The organism is Pseudogemmobacter sp. TB195 (genome assembly GCF_058313095.1).
Map to the genome: position 1 here is coordinate 159,558 of NZ_JBZEGG010000012.1, position 20,168 is coordinate 179,725.

Annotated in this window: 23 protein-coding genes; 7 read left to right on the plus strand and 16 right to left on the minus strand. The window is 62.9% G+C overall.

Features of this window, described 5'->3' with window-relative positions; genetic code table 11:
* Positions 1-22 precede the first annotated feature (22 nt).
* The 5 genes from AC4FS3_RS14045 to bcp all read right to left on the minus strand — a co-directional run bounded on the left by AC4FS3_RS14045 (position 23) and on the right by bcp (position 4,768).
* A complete protein-coding gene (locus tag AC4FS3_RS14045) occupies positions 23-985 on the minus strand; it encodes an OmpA family protein (protein WP_491021084.1) in 963 nt (320 codons plus the stop codon).
* Between the two features lie 183 nt (positions 986-1,168).
* Positions 1,169-1,684 carry a bactofilin family protein gene (locus AC4FS3_RS14050; protein ID WP_491021085.1) on the minus strand — a complete coding sequence of 172 codons (516 nt, stop codon included), beginning with the start codon at positions 1,682-1,684 and terminating at the stop codon, positions 1,169-1,171.
* On the minus strand, positions 1,674-3,014 hold the full coding sequence (locus AC4FS3_RS14055) for a M23 family metallopeptidase (RefSeq protein WP_283177852.1): 1,341 nt from the start codon (positions 3,012-3,014) through the stop codon (positions 1,674-1,676). Before AC4FS3_RS14055 ends, AC4FS3_RS14050 begins: the two co-directional genes overlap by 11 nt.
* A gap of 430 nt (positions 3,015-3,444) precedes the next feature.
* Positions 3,445-4,284 (minus strand): ferritin-like domain-containing protein, encoded by an 840-nt coding sequence (locus AC4FS3_RS14060; RefSeq protein ID WP_491021086.1) that lies wholly within the window; start codon positions 4,282-4,284, stop codon positions 3,445-3,447.
* A gap of 7 nt (positions 4,285-4,291) precedes the next feature.
* Positions 4,292-4,768, minus strand: coding sequence for a thioredoxin-dependent thiol peroxidase (gene bcp / locus AC4FS3_RS14065; protein ID WP_491021087.1), 477 nt, complete (start codon positions 4,766-4,768; stop codon positions 4,292-4,294).
* Between the two features lie 336 nt (positions 4,769-5,104).
* Here bcp and AC4FS3_RS14070 point away from each other — a divergent pair, with 336 nt between their 5' ends.
* The 7 genes from AC4FS3_RS14070 (at position 5,105) to tsf (ending at position 15,759) form a co-directional block, all read left to right on the plus strand.
* Positions 5,105-8,863, plus strand: coding sequence for a YhdP family protein (locus AC4FS3_RS14070; protein ID WP_491021088.1), 3,759 nt, complete (start codon positions 5,105-5,107; stop codon positions 8,861-8,863).
* Positions 8,864-8,875: 12 nt separating this feature from the next.
* Positions 8,876-9,913: a tRNA preQ1(34) S-adenosylmethionine ribosyltransferase-isomerase QueA gene (gene queA, locus AC4FS3_RS14075; protein ID WP_491021089.1), complete on the plus strand. Its 1,038-nt coding sequence runs from the start codon at positions 8,876-8,878 to the stop codon at positions 9,911-9,913.
* A 65-nt stretch (positions 9,914-9,978) separates the two neighbouring features.
* Positions 9,979-11,370: an MFS transporter gene (locus AC4FS3_RS14080; RefSeq protein WP_491021090.1), complete on the plus strand. Its 1,392-nt coding sequence runs from the start codon at positions 9,979-9,981 to the stop codon at positions 11,368-11,370.
* Positions 11,371-11,433: 63 nt separating this feature from the next.
* Positions 11,434-12,021 carry a DUF924 family protein gene (locus tag AC4FS3_RS14085; protein ID WP_491021091.1) on the plus strand — a complete coding sequence of 196 codons (588 nt, stop codon included), beginning with the start codon at positions 11,434-11,436 and terminating at the stop codon, positions 12,019-12,021.
* Positions 12,022-12,127: 106 nt separating this feature from the next.
* Entirely contained in the window at positions 12,128-13,525 is a 1,398-nt protein-coding gene (lpdA, locus tag AC4FS3_RS14090) for a dihydrolipoyl dehydrogenase (RefSeq protein ID WP_491021092.1), read from the plus strand.
* A 456-nt stretch (positions 13,526-13,981) separates the two neighbouring features.
* Positions 13,982-14,743 carry a 30S ribosomal protein S2 gene (gene rpsB, locus AC4FS3_RS14095; protein ID WP_198836858.1) on the plus strand — a complete coding sequence of 254 codons (762 nt, stop codon included), beginning with the start codon at positions 13,982-13,984 and terminating at the stop codon, positions 14,741-14,743.
* Between the two features lie 104 nt (positions 14,744-14,847).
* Positions 14,848-15,759: a translation elongation factor Ts gene (gene tsf / locus AC4FS3_RS14100; protein ID WP_092897537.1), complete on the plus strand. Its 912-nt coding sequence runs from the start codon at positions 14,848-14,850 to the stop codon at positions 15,757-15,759.
* Between the two features lie 162 nt (positions 15,760-15,921).
* On the opposite strand, the gene AC4FS3_RS14105 is transcribed toward tsf, so the two are convergent.
* The 11 genes from AC4FS3_RS14105 to AC4FS3_RS14155 all read right to left on the minus strand — a co-directional run.
* Positions 15,922-16,710 (minus strand): LuxR family transcriptional regulator, encoded by a 789-nt coding sequence (locus tag AC4FS3_RS14105; protein ID WP_283177860.1) that lies wholly within the window; start codon positions 16,708-16,710, stop codon positions 15,922-15,924.
* Positions 16,711-17,326: 616 nt separating this feature from the next.
* Positions 17,327-17,689 (minus strand): recombination protein NinB, encoded by a 363-nt coding sequence (locus tag AC4FS3_RS14110; RefSeq protein ID WP_491021093.1) that lies wholly within the window; start codon positions 17,687-17,689, stop codon positions 17,327-17,329.
* A complete protein-coding gene (locus AC4FS3_RS14115; RefSeq protein WP_491021094.1) occupies positions 17,683-17,919 on the minus strand; it encodes a hypothetical protein in 237 nt (78 codons plus the stop codon). Before AC4FS3_RS14115 ends, AC4FS3_RS14110 begins: the two co-directional genes overlap by 7 nt.
* 120 nt (positions 17,920-18,039) lie before the next feature.
* Positions 18,040-18,468 carry an ATP-binding protein gene (locus AC4FS3_RS14120; RefSeq protein ID WP_491021095.1) on the minus strand — a complete coding sequence of 143 codons (429 nt, stop codon included), beginning with the start codon at positions 18,466-18,468 and terminating at the stop codon, positions 18,040-18,042.
* On the minus strand, positions 18,459-18,680 hold the full coding sequence (locus AC4FS3_RS14125) for a hypothetical protein (protein ID WP_491021096.1): 222 nt from the start codon (positions 18,678-18,680) through the stop codon (positions 18,459-18,461). Before AC4FS3_RS14125 ends, AC4FS3_RS14120 begins: the two co-directional genes overlap by 10 nt.
* On the minus strand, positions 18,677-18,802 hold the full coding sequence (locus tag AC4FS3_RS14130; protein WP_491021097.1) for a hypothetical protein: 126 nt from the start codon (positions 18,800-18,802) through the stop codon (positions 18,677-18,679). Before AC4FS3_RS14130 ends, AC4FS3_RS14125 begins: the two co-directional genes overlap by 4 nt.
* Positions 18,802-19,041, minus strand: a complete 240-nt coding sequence (locus tag AC4FS3_RS14135; RefSeq protein WP_491021098.1) for a hypothetical protein — start codon at positions 19,039-19,041, stop codon at positions 18,802-18,804. The genes AC4FS3_RS14130 and AC4FS3_RS14135 overlap by 1 nt, the downstream gene beginning before the upstream one ends.
* A complete protein-coding gene (locus tag AC4FS3_RS14140; protein ID WP_491021099.1) occupies positions 19,038-19,301 on the minus strand; it encodes a hypothetical protein in 264 nt (87 codons plus the stop codon). Before AC4FS3_RS14140 ends, AC4FS3_RS14135 begins: the two co-directional genes overlap by 4 nt.
* Before the next feature lie 110 nt (positions 19,302-19,411).
* Positions 19,412-19,678 (minus strand): DnaJ-like cysteine-rich domain-containing protein, encoded by a 267-nt coding sequence (locus tag AC4FS3_RS14145; RefSeq protein ID WP_491021100.1) that lies wholly within the window; start codon positions 19,676-19,678, stop codon positions 19,412-19,414.
* The gene (locus AC4FS3_RS14150; RefSeq protein ID WP_491021101.1) at positions 19,678-19,875 is read right to left on the minus strand and encodes a hypothetical protein; all 198 of its coding nucleotides are present in this window, start codon (positions 19,873-19,875) and stop codon (positions 19,678-19,680) included. Before AC4FS3_RS14150 ends, AC4FS3_RS14145 begins: the two co-directional genes overlap by 1 nt.
* Positions 19,875-20,168: hypothetical protein (locus AC4FS3_RS14155; RefSeq protein WP_491021102.1), on the minus strand; the 294-nt coding region annotated here is incomplete at its 5' end. The genes AC4FS3_RS14150 and AC4FS3_RS14155, both read right to left, overlap by 1 nt.

Below are 20,168 nucleotides of genomic sequence, written 5' to 3' on the forward strand. Positions count from 1 at the left end.
GCGGGCCTTTTGCTTTTGCGGGTCAGTTACGGACCAGTTCGACGATTTCAACCCGGCGGTTTCGCGCACGCCCCTCATCGGTGCGATTGGTGGCGACCGGGGCCACCATTCCGGCACCTGCCGGCGTCATGCGCTCGCTGGCGATGCCAAGGGCGGCGAGGGCATCAACCACCGACTGCGCCCGGCTTTGCGACAGCGAGAGGTTGTAGTCAAACGCCCCCTGGCCATCGGTATGACCGACGATCAGCACCGAGAGCGCAGGTTCTGCCGCGAGCATGGCGGCAAGCTGATCGATCTGCGCTTTCGATTCCGGCAGGATACTGGCCTGATCAAAGTCGAACAGGATGCCGTAGATCGCAATCTTGCCATCGCGCGCCATGGTCTCCTGGATTTCAGAGGCCTCTACCACCACCATCTTATCTTCCATCGGGGCCAGCTCCGTTATGGCCATATAGACAAAGGGCCGGTTCTCCGGCTCGAAGCTGGTGACATAGAGCGCGAGATAGGCGTCTCCTTCGGGGCGGCTGATTTTGGCGGCAATATAGTGCCGCTCGTTATCGTAAAGCAGCCCGTCAAACCGTGCGCCGGGATTGATCAGCTGCCGGAACCTGGGGCCACAGTCTTTCTTGCTGCAGGTGAACAGGGTCTCGAAGCCGGCTTTGGTCAGCGCCGCCTCATAATTGCGAAACACCTCAAGCGACGAGCGTTTTTCGGGGCCACGGTAGAGGATCTCGGTGAACCTCCCTTCCAGCTCCAGGGTCTTTTCCGGCTCTGGCTCGCCATCCGTTGCAAGACCCACCGGGCCCAGCAGCAGCGTATAGGCGTCAAAGGCGCTGGTTTCCCAGAATTTGATCACCGCGCCTTCATAGCGCGGGATCAGCGGGAAATCAGAGGATCCGGGCGCATCGGCGTCCTGCGCCAGGGCAGCGAGGGCAAAGAGGGGCGCGAAGATCAGCCCGGCAATGAGGGATCGGAGACAATTCAAAGCGGTTACTCCCGGCAGAGGCCTGCAAAATCGGCGTGAAAACGGCAGTCATTGCTGCGTTTAGGCTAAAACCGGGGCGAGACAGCCGTCAAGATGTGGCTGCGCTTTGGAAAATGCAAAACGGCCACCCGATGGCGGGTGGCCGTTGCGATTCGAAAAGCGCGGCGGTGGGCCGGGCGTGTCTCAGGGCGCTTCGACAGCAGCAGCCGGTGCGGTGAGCGGGGCCGCAGAAGCCGGGGCTGCAGCGGCGCGACCGGTCGAGAGCGGATCTTCCTGGCGCTGAACCGAGCCCTCGAAATGGGCTCCCGATTCGATAGCGATGGTCTTGTGGATGATGTCGCCTTCGACACGGGCGGTCGAGGTCAGGCGGACCTTGAGGCCGCGCACGCGACCGATCACGCGGCCATTCACCACGATATCGTCCGCCACGATTTCGCCGCGGATGGTGGCGCTTTCGCCGACCGTCAGCAGATGGGCGCGGATATCGCCTTCAACGGTGCCTTCGACCTGGATGTCACCCGAGGTGCGCAGGTTGCCCACAACGGTAAGGTCCGACGAGAGGACCGAGGCCACAGCCTTGCCCTTGGGCGCCGAGGGGGTGAAATCCATGGAAGGTTTCGACACGGGGGCCTCCGGCGCCTTGGGTTTGTCAGCTTCGGGCTTCGCGCCCGTTTCGTTGATGCGGCTCTTAGAAAACATTTCTCGCTGCCCTTATGAAGGTCATCGGGTTCACGGCAGTGCCCCCTATGCGGACTTCGTAGTGAAGATGAGTGCCGGTGGACCGGCCTGAATTGCCCATATCACCGATCTGGTCGCCGCGCGACACCTTTTGTCCAACCTGCACACGGATCTGTGATAAATGGGCGTAGCGGGTTTCGATGCCAAAGGCATGCCGGATCTTGATCAGGCGCCCGTAACCGTTCTGCCAGCCGGCATGAATGACGGTGCCTTCGGCAGTGGCATAAATGGGAGTGCCATAGGGGCCGGCGATATCGGTGCCTTCGTGCATCCGCCCGCCGCGCCCGAACGGGTCTTCGCGGCGGCCAAAGCTCGAGGTCCAGCGGACATTGCCCGAGGTGATCGGGGTGGCAAAGGGCGCCTTCCAGGCCGCGAGACGGTAGAGATCCATCTCTTCCATATCTTTCAGGATCGCATTGGCGCGTTTCTCACCATCGCTCAGCGGCCCGCCCATGGTTGAGGCGCTGATCGGCGAGAGCGGTCCGCCCTGGCCGGAATAGCCTTTCCTGACCGTGGCGATCATGTCATCGGGGTTCATGCCTGCGGCCCGGAACATCTTTTCCAGCGGCTCGACCGAGACCGTCACCGCATCTTCCAGTTTGGTAAAGATCGCGTCATGGCGCAGCTCAAGCGCGCGGCGGTCTTCCAGGGCCAGCGCAAGCTCTTCGCGCGCGGTATCGGCCTCGGCCAGGCGGGTATCGCGTTCGCGGGCGGTGGCCTCCAGCTTCGTGGTCAGGAAATCCAGCGTCTCGCCGGTGTCGCGGATGCGGCCGATCTCGGTGGTGGCGCCACCTTGTTCCCCGAGCATCCCGGTCAGTTTCAAAACCTCGGCCCGTGCTTCGTCGCGTTCGCGGATCACGCCGCGCAGGCTGTTTTGCACGACATCAATGCCGGTCTCCAGCTCGCGGCGGCGATCTTCCGAGGCCAGAAGCATCTCCTGCATCCTGGAAACCTGCTCCAGGGCCGAGTTGAACCGCTCCTGCGCCTGGGCGGCATCGGTCACCCGCAGATCGCGGTCTGCCGAGAGGATGGCAAGCCGTTCCTCGAAGATCATCCCCTGGCGCTGGCTTTGTTCGCGCGAAGAACCGGCGCCGATGGATTGCATCATGAAAATCGAGGTCGCGACGATGGTCCAGGCAATGGCGAGGGCGCCGAAGACCACCACAAAGGCCTGGGTCGCCGGCCTGAGCCGCAGATAATGCGTGCCGTGATCGGATTTCAGATAGAGCCGCTGTTCGGGAAAAACCGATTCAAGCGCCGTATTGATCCGGATGGCCAGTCTTGCGAGCACGCGGCATTCCATCTTTAAGAGCGCCCGTTCCGCCTTTTATCCCGGCTTCAAAAAGCGGGACCCGGAGGGGCTGGTGTCAGTCTGACCCGGTTTCCGCGTTACTGGCGCGAAAGACGGGCGAGGTGTGGTCATGCGGATCGGAAGCTCCGCTCCGCCCTGGGGCAGAGGCGGACGATCCGGGAAAAACAACACCATCCGAAAAAAAACATCCGGGCACATTGGCGCGTGAGTCGCACCACAGCGCCTCGGGTCAGACGTGATTAGCGGCGCAAGGGCCGGCTCGCAATATTTCCGCCATGTGTCCGCGCCGCAGCGGCTGAGCCTCGCCTGTTCCCGGCGGAAACTTGCCGATCAGAACCGGAAAACCAAAGGGGTTTCCAGGGCGTGTGGAAGCGGGTTCACAGGGTTACCGGGTTGGCTGCCCGCCGCCTCAGTCCATGTCGGCCGGATCATCCTCCGTCAGCGGCCAGTAGAAATCGGGCGGCAGCCCGGCTTCGGCCCGTTTTTCCTCGTTGAAAGGTGGCTTCAGCTGGCCGTGGAAATAACGCCGCACCAGAGCGTGGAACACGTCTTTCGGATCGGCCCCGTCGCGACCGCAGAGCCAGTTGAACCATTTCGATCCATAGGCGACATGGCCGACCTCTTCGGCATAGATCACCTCGAGCGCTTCCAGCGCGCCAGTTTTCTCGCCCTGATCCCGGGCGCGCTGAAACACCGCGATCATGCCGGGTGTCACATCCAGACCCCGCGCCTCCAGCACCATCGGCACCACGGCGAGACGCCCGAGAAAGTCATCCGCGGTGTCTTCGGCGGCACGCCACATGCCGGCATGTGCGGCCATGGCGCCGTAAAAGCTGCCCATTTCCTCAAGCACATCAGACAAAAGCGTGAAATGTTTCGCTTCCTCATCTGCGGCTTTCACCCAGTCGTCATAGAAGCCGGGCGGCATCGGATGTGCGGCAAAGCGGGCGATGATATCCCAGTGCAGATCGACCGCGTTCAGCTCGATATGGGCCAGCGCGTGAAGCAGCGCAGCGCGGCCTTCGGGGCTGCCCGTGCGGCGGCGCGGCACATCGCGCGGGGCCAGCAGATCGGGCTTTTCCGGCCGGGCCGGTCGCAAAGGCGGCTCGGCCCGGCCAATATCCGGCGCCTGGCCCGCCGCGCGCGCGGCGAACCAGGTCGCGGCATGGCGACGGCTGATCGCCGCTTTCGCACGCCCCTCTGCCGTGGTCAGAACCTCGACTGCCATCTCTGACAGCGTCAGCGCCATCGCGGGCTCAGCCCTGCAGGGCGCGGGCGGCGGCCAGCACCTCTTCGGCATGGCCCTTGACCGAGACTTTCGGCCAGACCCTGGCGATCCGGCCATCGGCGCCGATCAGAAAGGTCGTGCGGGTGATGCCCATATAGGTTTTGCCGTAATTCTTCTTCTCCCCCCAGGTGCCATAATCTTCGCAGGTGTGACCCTCTGCATCCGAGGCCAGGATGATCCCCAGCCCGTGTTTGCGGCAGAATTTGTCATGCGCGGCGACGCTGTCTTTCGAGATCCCGATCACCGTGGTGCCAGCGGCTGCGAATTCGGCGGCAAAGCGGGTGAAATCCTGCGCTTCAAGCGTGCAGCCGGGCGTGTCATCCTTCGGGTAGAAATATAGCACCACTTTGCCCGGTGCGAATTGCGACAGCGTAACCGTGGCGCCGCCATCGCGGGGCAGGGTGAAATCCGGGGCCTTGTCGCCTTCAGTCAGGGTCGTGGTCATTTCGGTCCTTTCCGGCATCTGCCCGGCTCTGATGTCAGGCCCGGCGCGCGACCAGCCATTATGACCAGGCAACTCCCCGCGCGGGCGGAGGCCCGTGGACTCACAAGGCTTTGTGTTTCCCCGGGCTTCGCGCCAGGATAGGGCTAAGCGGCTGCCGGTTCCAGAGGGGTAACCAGGCTGCAGGCGGTGAGGTGCCGGGGAAGGCCCGGGCCTCTGGAAGAAGCCGCAGGAATGAAGGGCGAAGAGTCGGTGACCGTGGAAAGCAGGGCGGAGCGGGACAGCACCGGAGAAAGTGCTGCGAACCGGGCATCCCCGGACCAAGTCTCTGAGACTGCTGTGCCGGTCGCTCCCGATGAGACCGGGGATGAGGCCGGGGCTGGCGCCCTTTCGGCGATTTCTCACACGTCAGAAGCAACTGAGGCCAGCGAGCGCCCGGGCGATACGTCGCCCCTTTTGGCTGATCCCGGCGCCTGGCCCCCCGATCCGACACTGTGGGAGGAAGACGGCCAGGCAGTGGTGCCGCCGGCACAGCCGCTGGTTGCGGGGCGGCTTGCCACAGCAATGACTGGCGGGCGGCCAGAGCAAATCTTGCAGCCCGAACCCATGGCCGGGCCTGTGCCTGAAGCCCCAGGCCGAAAGGGCTTTCTGGCCCGCAGAGCTGAGGCAAGGAGGGCACGGGTTGAGAAAAGCCGCGCCAGGATCGGACTGCGCCTTGTCATCGTCCTTCTCGGGCTGGTCGCCTTTGTCGGGCTTGCGGGGTTTGTTCTGCTCGGGCGCAGTCTGACGCTGCCGGTCTGGGCCGTGGCCTCGATCGAACAGCGGCTGAACGAACAACTGGGCCAGAGCCATCTGCCCGAAGGCAGCGCGATCTCGCTGGGAGAGGTTACGGTAATGGTCGCCCGCGACCTGTCGCCAAGCTTTTTCCTGCACGATCTGCGGCTGATCGACAGCAAGGGCGCATCCGTGCTGACGCTGCCGGAACTCAGGATCGAACTGGCACCGGCGCCGCTGCTGACGGGCCAGATCCGGCCCAGCCTTGTGCGGATGACCGGGGCACAGATTGCGGTGGCCCGCGATGCCGATGGCCGGATCGCGCTCAGCTTCGCCGGGCTTTCGGGCAGCCCTGAAATGGGAACGCCCGCCGAGGTGCTGGATGCCCTGGACCGCATGTTCTCGACCGGCACGCTGAGCGATCTGGCGCTGGTCGAGATCGACGGGCTGGCGCTCACGCTGGATGATGCGCGGGCGCGGCGGAAATGGGAACTCGGTGATGGCAGGCTGGTGATTGCCAATAAGGCGGAAAGCCTTTCGGGGGAATTGTCCCTGACGCTTTTGACCGGAACAGATCCCGCGCGGGCGATGCTGACGGTCGAAACCTCGAAAGCTGACAGCTCGGCGCGGTTTTCCGCGACCGTGGACCATGTGGCCGCGCGCGATCTTGCGGTTCAGGCGGCACCGCTTGCGGCTTTTGCGGTGCTGGATGCGCCGATTTCCGGGCGGCTGAGCGGCACGCTGGATTCGCAAGGCAAGCCTGGCGTGCTGGAGGGGCGGCTTGCCCTCGGGCCAGGGGCGCTGGATCCAGGCGTCTTGCGTCCGGCCGGCGCAGAGGGCGCCCGGCCTGCACAGGCGGCGGGAGAAGGCAATGATCAACCGGCACAGGCAGATGGCTCAGAAGGTAATGCTCCGCCGGCGCCGCCGCGCCCGTTTGAATTCGAAAGCGCCGTGGTCGAGCTGCGCTATGATGCCGGACTGCAGCGCGTGTTTCTGGACGAAGTCAATGTCCAGAGCCCCTCGCTGCGGGTCACGGCCAGCGGAACCTCGGATCTGATGGATGATCTGGGTCAGCCCGTCGCGGCGGGGGCCTTGCCGAAAGCGGTGGTGACGCAGCTGCGCATTGGCGAGATGAAGGTCGATCCCGACGGGCTGTTCGAGGCTCCGGCGCGGTTTTCCTCGGGCTCGGCGGTCTGGCGGCTGCGGCTTGACCCCTTTGCGGTCGAGATCGGCGAGGTGGTTTTAAGCGAGGGAGAGGACCGGCTGGTGCTTTCTGGCCATGCCCGCGCCAATACGGATGGCACCTGGGCGGGGGCAGTCGATGTGGCGCTGAACCGGATCTCGACCGAGCGGCTGATCCGGCTCTGGCCACTGATGGCGGTGCCGCGCACGCGGTCCTGGCTTGCCGAGAATGTCGGCCAGGGCGAATTGACCGATGTGGCTGCCGCTTTGCGGTTTCGCAGCGGCGAAGAGCCGCGTTTCGCGCTGGATTACGAATTTTCCGGCGCCGAAGTGCGGGTGGTGAAATCGCTGCCCCCGATCCGGAATGGCAGTGGCCGCGCGGCGATCCAGGACAACAGCTATACCCTGGTGATCGAAGAGGGCGAGATCACCGCGCCCGAGGCCGGCGCCGATGGTGCGCGGATCCATGTCGATGGCTCGATGTTCCGGGTGCCCGATATCCGCAAAAAGCCCGCCGATGCCGAGGTGCGGCTGATTGTCGATGCCGGGCTGACCGCGACGCTCTCGCTTCTGGATCAGGAGCCGTTCCGCTTTATTTCAAAAGCCGGGCGCCAGGTCGATCTGGGCGAAGGCAGGGCGCTTCTGGTGGCCGAGCTGCGCTTTCCGCTGAAGCCAAAGCTGTTGACCGAGGACATTGCCTATGATGTCACCGGACGCATCCTCGATTTCCGTTCTGACCGGCTGGTCGCGGGCAAAGAGATCCGCAGCTCCGATCTGGCGGTAAAGGTCACGGCGGCAGGGATGGCGGTTTCGGGTGAGGGTACCCTTGCCGGCGTCCCGGTCGTTGCGCGCTATACGCAGCCGTTTGGCAAGGACGCGGCGGGCAAGGCGAGTGTATCCGGCACGGCGCGGCTCAGCGATGACGGGCTGCGCCGGCTGGGGGTGCAGCTTCCGAAAGGCTGGATTTCGGGCGAGACGCGGGCCGCGATTGACCTCGCGCTGCCAAAGGGGGAGCCCGCAAGGCTGGTTCTGAAAAGCGATCTCAAGGGGCTTGGCCTTTCGCTGCCGCCGGTCGGCTGGAGCAAAGCGCGCGACAGCACCGGGCGGCTGCTGGTCGAGGCGGTGCTGGGTCAGGCCCCGGAAGTCACCAGGCTGGAACTGAACGGGCCGGGCCTCAGCGCAAAGGGGCGGCTGACGACAAAGGCGAATGCCGGGCTCGACCGCGCCAGTTTCCAGGAGCTGAAAGTGGGCGGCTGGCTGGATGCTGCGGTCGAGCTTACCGGGCGCGGCAAGGGCGCCGATGTGGCGGTCAAACTGACGGGCGGTACGCTGGATCTGCGCGAATTGCCCAAAAGCAAGCCGGGTTCAGGTGCGGGTGGCGCGGATGCCGGGTCTGGGGCGATAGAAGTCAATCTCGACAGGCTTGTGGTCACGGGCGGAATATCCCTGACCGGGCTCTCGGGCAGGTTTACCATGCGCCAGGGCGGGCTGGATGGCGGGTTCGTGGCTTCGGTCAATGGCAAAAGCCGGATTTCCGGCGCGACCATGCCCTATAAGGGCGGCACGGCGGTGCGGGTCACCTCGGAGGACGCGGGCAGGGTGATGGCGGCGGCCGGGCTTTTCGATATGGGGCGCGGCGGCTCGCTTGATATGACCATCCAGCCAAGGGATATACCGGGCCAGTATAGCGGCGTGGCAAGCGTCAGCAGCTTTTCGATCCAGAATGCCCCGGTCCTGGCCGAGCTGCTTTCGGCGGCTTCGGTCGTGGGCCTGCTGGAGCAGCTTCAGGGCGGCGGCATCCAGTTTTCCGAAGGCGATGTGTCGTTTCTCATCCTGCCTGAAGGCGTTCAGATCGCCCAGGGCGCGGCGGTTGGCGCCTCGATGGGGATTTCCTTCGCGGGCTTTTACCATTCCGCCAGCAATTCTATCGACATCCAGGGCACGATCTCTCCGATCTATCTGCTGAACGGCATCGGCCAGATCTTCAGCCGCAAAGGCGAGGGGCTGTTCGGCTTCAACTACCGGCTTGCGGGCGCCGCGAAAAATCCGCAGATCAGCGTCAATCCGCTGTCGATTCTGACGCCGGGAATGTTTCGCGATATCTTCCGCCGGCCCGCGCCGGTGCTGAAGGGCGCCGGCTGAGGGGCGAGGCAGATGCAGCTGTCAGATTTCGATTTTCACCTGCCAGAAGAGCTGATTGCGACCCGGCCCGCGCGGCCGCGGTCATCGGCGCGGCTTTTGCTGGCCGAGGGCGGCGGGATCCGTGATCTGCATGTGCGCGACCTGGTCGATGTTTTCCGCCCCGGCGACCGGCTGGTTCTGAACAATACCAAAGTCATCCCGGCGCGGCTGACCGGCACCCGCGCGCGCGGTGACGCGGTGGCGAAGATCGAGATCACGCTGATGGAGCCCTCGGCCACCGGAGGCTGGCGCGCGCTTGCCAAACCCCTGCGCAAGGTGAACCCGGGCGAGGTGATCCGCTTTTCCGACCAGCTTTCAGCTGTGGTGGCGGAAAAGGGCGAGACCGATCTGCGGCTGGAGTTTTCGCTGACCGGCGCCGATTTCGATGCGGCGCTGCTTGCGGCGGGCACGATGCCGCTGCCGCCCTATATTGCCGCAAAACGCGCGCCAGATGCCGCCGATCATGACGATTACCAGACCGTCTTTGCCCGCCATGCCGGCGCGGTGGCGGCCCCGACCGCGAGCCTGCATTTCGACGAACCGTTGCTGGCGGCGCTGCGCGACAAAGGTGTGACTTTCACCGAAGTGACGCTGCATGTCGGCGCGGGCACCTTCCTGCCGGTCAAGGTCGAAGACGTCAAAACCCATAAGATGCATTCCGAATGGGGCGAGGTCTCACCCGCAGCCGCAGCCGAAATCGCGGCAACAAAGGCCGCAGGCGGCCGGGTGATCCCGGTCGGCACCACGGCGCTCCGGCTGATCGAGAGTGCGGCCCGCGAGAGCGGCGAAATCGCGCCCTGGTCGGGCTGGACGGATATTTTCATTTACCCGGGTTTTACCTTCCGCGTGTCGGATGCGCTGATGACCAATTTCCATTTGCCGAAATCGACGCTTCTGATGCTTGTTTCGGCGCTTATGGGACAGGACAGGATGCGCGAAATCTACGATCATGCCATCGTGAACCGATATCGCTTTTTCTCTTACGGCGACTCGTCGCTGCTGGTTCCATAACACCGCCCGCCAGCCCCTCCGGTCCATCCGGTGGTGCACAAGCCAATGCCTGACCGGAGCATGTGATGCTGAGAGTCCTTTACACCACCTGGCCTTTGCTTCTGGGTGTGCTGCTGCTGATGGTGGGGAATGGGGTTCAGGGCTCGCTTCTGGGCATCCGGGGCACGATGGAGGCCTTTACCACCTTCCAGCTGTCTTTCGTGATGTCGGCCTATTTCCTCGGCTTCCTGCTGGGCTCGCGCTATGTGCCGGGAATGTTGCAGCATGTCGGCCATATCCGGGTGTTTGCGGCGCTTGGCTCGCTGATCTCGGCGGTGCTGGTGCTCTATCCGATGGTGATCCACTGGCAGGCCTGGGCGCTGATGCGGGTGATCATCGGCTTTGGCTTTGCCGGCGTCTATATCACGGCGGAAAGCTGGCTGAATGACACCGCAACCAATGAGACGCGCGGCCAGGCGCTGTCGGCCTATATGATTGTGCAGATGGCCGGCATCATCTCGGCACAGGGGCTTTTGGCCTTTGGCGATCCCTTTGGCTACGATCTCTTCCTGATCCCCTCGGTGCTGGTGTCGCTGGCCTTCCTGCCCCTGTTGCTGGCAACCTATCCCAGCCCCAGTTTCGAGACCGGCCAACGCCTTGGGTTTCGCGAGCTGTACCGGATCTCGCCCCTCGGCTGCGTCGGTATTTTCCTGATCGGCGGCGTGTTCTCGGCGATGTTCGGGATGGCGGCGGTCTGGGGTTCGGTGAGCCTGTTGTCGGTGGGGCAGATCGCGCTGTTCACCTCGGCGCTCTATATTGGCGGGCTGATCCTGCAATATCCGATCGGCCGGCTTTCAGACCGGATCGACCGGCGCAAGATCATCGTGTGGCTCTCGGTGGTGGCAACTGTGGTCATGGCGGTGGCGACGATTTTCCCGCTGCCCTTTCCGGTCTATCTGGTGGTCGCGGCGCTTTTGGGCGGAATCACCTATCCGATCTACGGGCTGATCATCGCCTATACCAATGATTATCTCTCGAAAGAGCAGATGGCAGCTGCCTCGGCAGGGCTTTTGTTCATCAACGGCGTTGGTTCGATCTTCGGCCCGCTGATCGTCGGCTGGCTGATGGGGCGCGATGTGATGGGGCCGCGCGGCTTCTTCTTCTTTGTCGGCCTGCTTTATGCCGCACTGGCGGGCTATGCCGCCTGGCGGATGACCAAGCGCGCAACCCCGGTGATGACCGGCGCCTATGCCAATATCGCGCCTATGGCCTCTGCGGTTGCCTCGGTCGCGGCAGTTGAAAATGCAATCGAAATCAATCCCTCGCCCGAAAACCCCGAAGCCGCCGCCGAAGCCGCGCAGGCGCTGGTGATCCAGCGCGATCAGCCTGTGCCGCCGGCATCGGAGGAGAGCGCGCCGCAGCAGCAGGGCGACCAGGCGGCAGAAGATCGGGAAAATCCCGGCCAGCGCGATGCCTGAGGTTGCACCCTGGCGCCCTCGCTGACACTCTGGCCCGAAGACTGGCCGTCAGCGGAGGTGAAGATGTCCGACCCGATCGAAGTGCTGCAATTCTGGATCGAAGAGATCGGCCCCCAGGGCTGGTATGCCGGCGGCGAAGAGATTGACGATGCCTGTGCCAGCCGGTTTGGCGAGTTGTGGCAGGCACTGCAGGATGGCGGGCTGGAACATTGGGTCGATGGCCCGGCCGGTACCCTGGCCTATCTGGTGATCGCCGATCAGTTTGCCCGCAACATCAACCGGGGCCGGGCAGAGGCTTTCGCGACCGACCCGCAGGCGCGCGCCGCCGCCCGCCGTGCGCTGGACGCGGGCTGGGATCTCGACGCCCCCGAACCCGAACGCCAGTTCTTCTATATGCCGTTTGAGCATTCTGAGGATCCGGAGGACCAGGCGCTGGCGGTCCAGCTTTTCACAGAGCGTATGCCGGAAAACCCCGAAAGCCTTCTTCATGCCCGCGCCCATCAGGAGATCATCCGCCGCTTTGGCCGTTTTCCCTTCCGCAATGCGGCCCTCGGGCGCGAGACGACGGCAGCAGAGGCAGAATTCCTCGCAGCCGGTGCCTATCCCGCGCTGGTAGCAGAGATCCGTGGCAGCCATGCATCAGACGCATAGGGCTGCGGCGCCAGCTTTGTTGCTCGGTTAAACGAGATTGTTTAAGGGTAAACCAGTTTTTCCCAGGGGTGTTTTCCCAGGGCCAGTTCTTCTGAGGGAGGCGGAAATGGCAGACTCGAATTTCGACGTGGTGGTGATCGGCTCCGGCCCCGGCGGCTATGTGGCAGCGATAAGGGCGGCGCAGCTTGGCCAGAAAGTCGCGGTGGTCGAACGCGAAAATCTGGGCGGCATCTGCCTGAACTGGGGCTGTATTCCGACGAAAGCGCTGCTGCGCTCGTCTGAGGTCTTTCACCTGATGCATCGCGCGAAGGAGTTCGGGCTTAAGGCCGAGGGGATTTCCTATGACCTGCCGGCGGTGGTCGCCCGCTCGCGCGGCGTGGCGAAGCAGCTTGCCGGCGGCGTCGGTCATCTGCTGAAGAAAAACAAGGTCACCGTGATCATGGGCACCGCGAAGCTTGCCGGCGGCGGCAAGGTGGTGGTCACCACCGATAAGGGCAGCGAAACGCTGGTCGCGAAAAACATCATCCTGGCCACCGGCGCACGCGCACGCGAGCTGCCGGGGCTCGAGGCTGACGGAGATCTGGTCTGGTCCTATCGGCATGCGCTGGTGGCCAAACGGATGCCGAAAAAGCTCCTCGTGATCGGCTCCGGCGCCATCGGCATCGAATTCGCGAGCTTCTTCAACACGCTCGGCGCAGAGACCACCGTGGTCGAGGTGATGGATCGCATTCTGCCGGTCGAAGACGCCGAGATTGCCGCCTTCGCGAAGAAGCAATTCGTCAAACAAGGCATGAAGATCCTGGAAAAAGCGGCCGTGAAAAAGCTGGACCGCCATGCGGGCAAGGGCGTCACCGCCCATATCGAGATCGCCGGTAAGGTGGAAACCCAGGATTTCGATACGGTGATCTCGGCTGTGGGAATTGTCGGAAATGTTGAAAATCTGGGCCTGGAAGAGCTGGGCGTGAAGGTCGACCGCACCCATGTCGTGACCGATGAATATTGCCGCACTGGTGTGCCGGGCCTTTATGCGATCGGCGATATCGCCGGCGCGCCCTGGCTGGCGCATAAAGCGAGCCATGAGGGCGTCATGGTGGCCGAACTGATCGCGGGCCAGCATCCTCATCCGATCAAACCGGGTTCGATTGCCGGCTGCACCTATTGCCATCCGCAGGTGGCCTCTGTCGGCCTGACCGAAGCGCGTGCGAAAGAGCAGGGCTATGAGATCCGCGTCGGCCGCTTCCCCTTTATCGGCAATGGCAAAGCGATTGCTCTGGGTGAGCCCGAGGGCTTCGTGAAAACCGTGTTCGATGCGAAAACCGGTGAGCTGCTGGGCGCGCATATGGTCGGCGCCGAAGTGACCGAGCTGATCCAGGGCTATGTGATCGGCCGCACCCTTGAGACGACCGAGGCAGAGCTGATGGAGACGGTCTTCCCGCATCCGACGCTTTCAGAGATGATGCATGAATCGGTGCTGGATGCCTATGGGCGCGCCATTCATTTCTGAGAGTGAGGAGCCACGAATGCTTCGCCGAACCGGATCACAATGCAGGGATCATCCTGCAATGGCTGAAAGATCTGGAACCTGCGAAATCTGACGCGGCAGAAATAATCGGAAACCCGGGGGCGAGCGCCCTGGTTTCCGCAACTGACCCGCTGGCACTGCACCGACCGCACCGTGCAGACCCGCAGGCCGGGACTCCGCTGCCTGACCTGCGCCACTGGCGGGCATATCCGGATGGGGACGAACTCCAGTCTTCCTCTTGACTGAAACGCCCCGTGCGGCGCGATCCGCGGTAAATTTCAGCTGCAGGTCTTGCGCATCCGTGACACCGCAGCTATACGCGCGGCACTTCACAGGCGGAGGCGGGCCTATGCGGGGAGACATCCTGCACAGGTCCACCGGTTGGGGCATCTGCTCCTTGATCCTCCGCTCAGGCGCAAACCGGAAAGGTATTTGGACATGGCGCTCCCCGATTTCTCCATGCGTCAGCTCTTGGAAGCTGGCGTTCACTACGGTCACCAGACGCAGCGCTGGAACCCGCGTATGGCCGAGTATATCTACGGCGATCGCAACGGCATCCATATCGTTGACCTGACCCAGACCGTCCCGCTGCTGGACCAGGCTCTGAAAGTCGTGCGCGACACCGTCGCCAAAGGCGGCCGTATCCTCTTTGTCGGCACCAAGCGTCAGGCTCAGAAGCCGATCGCTGAAGCCGCTGAGAAATGCGCTCAGTATTACATGAACCACCGCTGGCTCGGTGGCACGCTGACCAACTGGAAGACCATTTCCCAGTCGATCCAGCGTCTGAAGCAAATCGACGAGACCCTTGCGGCAGGCGCAGAAGGCCTGACCAAGAAAGAGCGTCTGAACATGGAACGCGACCAATCGAAGCTGCAGGCTTCGCTTGGCGGGATCCGTGAAATGGGCGGCGTGCCGGATCTGCTGTTCATCATCGATGTTGGCAAAGAAGATCTCGCCATCCTCGAAGCACAGAAACTGGGCATCCCGGTTGTCGGCATCGTCGACACCAACAACTCGCCCAAAGGCGTGAACTATGTGATCCCGGGCAATGATGACGCGGCCCGCGCGATTGCGCTCTATTGCGACCTGATTGCCCGCGCTGCTCTGGACGGGATGTCGGCTCAGCTCGGCGCTGCCGGTGTTGACCTCGGCGCTCTGGAAGCGGCGCCGGAAGAAGAAGCCACCGCCGAAGAGGCCTGATCGGGCGTGGGGGCGCTTTCTGTGCCCCCGAGCGTCACCGGGTTGTTGCACGGCGGGGATAGCCCCGCCGTGATCCGTTTCTACCTTTCCGAAGGAGCTGAGCTATGAGCATCACCGCAGCAATGGTGAAAGAACTGCGCGAATCGACCGGCGCAGGCATGATGGACGCCAAGAAGGCGCTGACCGAAGTGAATGGCGACATGGAAGCCGCCGTTGACTGGCTGCGCACCAAAGGCCTTGCAAAAGCGGCCAAGAAGGCTGACCGCGTTGCCGCAGAGGGTCTGATCGGCGTGACCGTGGCCACCGGCAAGGGCGTCGCCATCGAGATCAACTCGGAAACCGACTTCGTGGCGAAAAACGCTGACTTCCAGAAGCTCGTGCGCGAGATCACCGAAGTTGCGCTGACCACGGCGAATGATGTCGAAGTTCTGAAAGCCACCCATCTGAACGGCAAGCCCGTCTCGGAAGTGCTGACGGATGCCATCGCCCGTATCGGCGAGAACATGACGCTGCGCCGGATGCATGTGCTGGAAGGCGATACTGTCGTTTCCTATGTGCACAATGCGGCCGCTGACGGCATGGGCAAGATCGGCGTTCTCGTCGCGCTGAAGGGCGATGCCGCCAAGGCGCAAGAGATCGGCAAGCAGTTCGCGATGCATATCGCGGCCACGAACCCGCTCTCGCTGTCGGAAGCGACCCTCGACCCGGTTATCGTCGAGCGCGAGCTGCAGGTGCAGACCGCCAAGGCGCTGGAAGAGAACTCGACCTCGGACAAGCCGAAGCCCGAGCAGGTCATTCATAACAACATCATCCCGGGCCGGATGAAGAAATTCCTCGCCGAGAACACGCTTCTTGGTCAGGCATTCGTCATCAATCCCGACCTGACCGTCGAAGCGGCGGCCAAAGAAGCCGGCGTCGAGATCACCGGCTATGCCCGTGTGGCGGTTGGCGAAGGCATCGAGAAAAAAGAAGAAGATTTCGCTGCTGAAGTCGCCAAGACTCTGGCTGGCAGCTGATCTTCCGGATCCATTCCGGGATCCAGTTCATCCGGGGCCGTACCGCAAGGTGCGGCCCTTTTTGCGTTCAATAGCTCTGAAATGCTGGCAAGTCCGGCTGGCATCCCATTGCTTTTACTTATTAATCCGGTGGTTCCCCGGGAAACTGGCAGGAACCGGGGGTCAGCTGGCGGCCTGGGCCAGCGGCTCGGGGAACTGCTGAAAAATCATGTTCAGGAGCGCGCCCTTGGCCACCGCCTGAGCCGTGGTCTCAACCGCCAGCGCATCACGTGCGAGGCGAAGGTGTTTTTCCACCATCGCCGGCGAAACACCCATCAGCAGCGCCACATCCTGGGTGGTCTTACCATCCGCCACCCATTCCAGCGCTTCACGCTGGCGTGGGCTGAGCGTGCGGGCCTTTGAAAGCTGCGGCAGCTGGACGATCCGCAGATGCATCATATGGGCGATGGCAGTGATCTCATCGCAGCGCTCGGTGAAGATGCGCTCGACATCGGCGTGGTCAAGATTGGTATCCGCGATCAGCCCAAGCGCGCCCTTCGCCCGGGTCGAGGCTTCGGGAAAACTTACGGTAATGCCAGCTTTGATGCCCAGAGCATTGTTCTGACGTACGATTTCCGCTTCTTCCGGCGGGAGCTTGCCAGCGGCAAAAGCATCATGCACCCATTTCCAGGTGCGGATTCCTGAATTGCGCTCGGCCCAGCGGAAAACGGGGCTGCGGCTGAAAAGACCGCTTTCAAAGTAGCGGCGGGCATATTCCTGGTTCATCGTGCTGAGAAACAGCGCATCATCCGGGTCGCCGATCGTCTTGAGGTGACGAAAGCGGGTAAAGCCGTAATTCGCCCGGGCAAAGCCCATAGAGGCGAAATGCCGGCACGCGACTTGCCAGGTCTCATCAATGCTGGCCGATTGCGCGATATCGCCAAGTAGTTCGAGAACTGAACTGCGGGTCATTTGGGCCTCCTTTGACGTAGCGGTATGAGAGCCGCCAGGCCAGTTGCTACTGGTAACTTGCTTCTAACTATGCAGACGCCCGCAACCTGTCGAGCCTTGGTGAGCGTTGCAGAAAAATGTGACGGAAGATGTCATATTTCTCGTCGTGTCGTTTGTGTCCGAAGCGTGAGCTGCCTGGTGATTGAGATATATGTAAATAAAATCAATTCATTATTGGCGAAATTTGACGAAGAAAATTTCATCCTGAGACGCTGCGCAATTACTGCAGAATAAACCAATTTACGTTCGTTGCCTGAGTGCCCCGGGCCATGCAGCGGAACAGCAGGAACCATTGGCAGGATCAAAAAGGCGGGCCCGTCCTTTGAGGTTCTGGCCTCGGGCGGTCAGATCCTGACGCCGCGCGGCGTCCTCCTGCGGGCCTTGACCACCGGCCTTATCCGGCAGGTCGAGCCCTGGAATATGCCTGCCTCATGCAATCCTGATGCTTCGTTTACCCGGATGGAGGCGCGTGTCAGCGGCCAGGGGATCTACCCTGGCAGCAGGACGTATCAGGTCGCAGCACAGCCCACCGGAAACAAATTCATCAACGGTTATTTCCGTCGGTAGCCTGACCCGCTCAACTCTGGTGCTGGGTGAGTTGGATGGCGCCCCGGCGGCTGTAACACGTTCTGGTGGCCAGATTGCCAAACTGGCGCGGGGCGCTCGGCGATCCTTTCTGGCGGCACCTGAAAATCAGCCTCCTGAACGGCAGCATCACCTGGAGCCAGACACTGCCTGAGAAGCCGGCAGGGAATGCCGGGGCATTGTCGATCCCAGGCTGCCACACGATTTCGTAGCCGAGAGCCGACATGAAGGCGGCTTTCCACATCTCTGGGGCCATCGTGCGACCTTCGGGCTTCGCTCGGGCGATATCCGAGAGCATGGCCCAGACCTTTGCGTTCTGATCGAAGGATCTGGTGCCTTCTTTGACCGTCACCACAGCGTCGACCGGAGCCCGGTCGATACCATTTTCGGCAGGTGCTCGGTGAACCAGTCGACCTCAGCCTTGTGTGCGATCTGCGCCTCTGAGAGGGCGTTCAGTTTGTCCTTGGTGGTCGTGATCACGCGGGCGAGGCAATCTCCATATTCAGGCGCGTCAGCCTTAGGGATGGAAAGTTCACCAATGCCAGCCGGGTCTTTGCCAAAGGCGGTTTCAGTCGGTGAAAACACCAGATGCCGGGCGCGGTTGATGATCGAGATGCGGGCGATAACGTCGCTGTCGGTGAGGATCAGATCCTTGGAGCCGCCAGAGATTTTCAGGCGCTCTTTGATCTGATCCCCGTCTTTCTGTTAGTCCATATGGGCGATCAGCACCACGTCCTTGCCGAAGCCTCGCAGCAGCTTGAGGAATGCCGAGAACCGGACGCCGAGCTGGCCCCAACCCTGCTGGCTCAGCGCGCCGCCATTGGAGAGGCGGGAGTTGCCGCGAATGATGTCCTGCGCCAGCACGTCCAGCGCCTTGCCGACCGTATCGATGATGATCGTGTCATGACCCGCCACGTCTGCGGCGCTGATGTTGGCCACATCGGACCATGCCGACACCTGAACCACATCCTTGCGATCGACGGCCCGGTGCGCGCCTTTGTCGAAATCCAGCAGGAGCGGGCGCGATGCGGTGAAGCTCAGGCTCGTCTTGCCGAGGCCGGGCTGCGAATAGATCGTCATGCAGAGGGTGTCGACGCGGATCACTTCATCGGAGCGGGTGATTTTCAGGGCCATTTTGCGGCTGCCTCCCATTGTTGGTGGTTGAACCGATCGGTTCCAGCGAGGATCTGCGGCGGGACCTCGGTCCAGTCACAGGCCGGAATACCCCGGTGCATCTGGTCCAGCTTCCACGCGGATCTGGTGCGCCATTCCCAATCGGGGCTACCGACCGGGAAGGCCAGGCGATCATCCAGAAGGATGCGGGCGGTATCGAGGGCCTTGCTCATTGCTGTGCCTCGATCTGATGAAACACCGTATCCGTGCGGGCGATCTTGCCGGGCGCGGCGAGGGCGACATGCGCCGCGACCAGCGCGCCGAAGGCGATGAAACTGCGTCCGACCCAGAGCATCACAGCACCCCCGTCAGCCAAAGCAGGCCTAGAATTGCGAGGACCCATCCGAAGGCGGCTGCGATGACTACCACTGCAACAGTCTCACCGCCCGGAACTGCGATGAAATGCAGGCCATCATCATTGTCGCCGCGTGCAGCCTTTACGGCGGCGGCGTGCTGGTGCTCGGGGCGCAACATCTGCGCCTCGGCTTGGGTCGAACTGCCGTAGCTGGCGGAGGTGCTGTCGAGCGGCATCATGCTACCCTCCGTTCGTCATAGCGGCCCGTGGCGGCGTCGATCATCATGTCGATCCCGCAGGCGCGCGCGGATTGCATCTGGTCGTGCCACTCATCGACTGTTTTCAGATCATGCCGCTCGCAGGTCTCGCAGCTGTGGCCGTCGCAGTAGCAGTCATGGCAGCAGGGATAGCTGGCACCGCCCTTGTGCGGATCAGAGGCCATGCGCAATTCGCCGGTCAGGCTGGCATGGCGACCGCAATATTCACATTCGTAAGCCATTGCGTTCTCCGTTGAATAAAAGCGCCCCGGTCGGTCTGGTCAGGGAGGAGGAGGGCCATCCCAACCGGGGCAGGTGGGGCGGGGAGACAGGTGGCTCCCCTGGCAGTAACTCAATTCAGCGCGCCGAAAGGCGGCGGGTATTTCGGCGGGTTTTGGGCCGCAAATTCGATGGCCGCGTTGTTCATTGCGATCAGATCGGCAGAGACACCCAGGGCGGCGAGTTCAGGGTAGGGGTGCGTCCCGGTCGGCTGCTGGCCGTCATTGTGCCCGGTGCCGTGGCATCGGTCGCAGGGCTGGCCGGTCACATCGATCAGCGCAGGGCTGTTGCCGATGAAGCCACGGCCTTTGCACTGCTGGCACCGGGCGCCGATATCCATCAGTTCGGCCCCATCGCCTGCGCGGTGAAATCCATGACCCATGCCCGGAAAGCTTCGTCGCTCATGTCCGTGGCAATTGCTTCCTCGCGGATCCGAGCCATCTTGCGATGCATGTTGCTCAGGCGGCTTTCGCTGGTCATGACCGCAAGCTCTGCGCGAGTTGCCTTCGCGGCCAGGGTTTCGATGCGCTGGAGCATCACGCAGCCCTCGCCACAGCCGCCGGAGCGCCGCCCTGGGGCGGGGTGGGGTCGGGGAACAGGCCGAAGATCACATTGCTGCGGATCAGGTCGTCCTCCACCTCGGCACGGCGGGGGAAGAGGATAACGTTGCAGCCCTTGCCCAGGCCGATCGGCTTGCGGGCGCCACCGGTGCGATATTCCGCGAAATCAGCGACGCACAGGGTGATCACATCGTCATTCACGGCGGGGGCGTCGTCCATGGGGCACTTCTGGCCCGCGGGGATAACCTCCCCGGTAATCGCGCCCCGCTC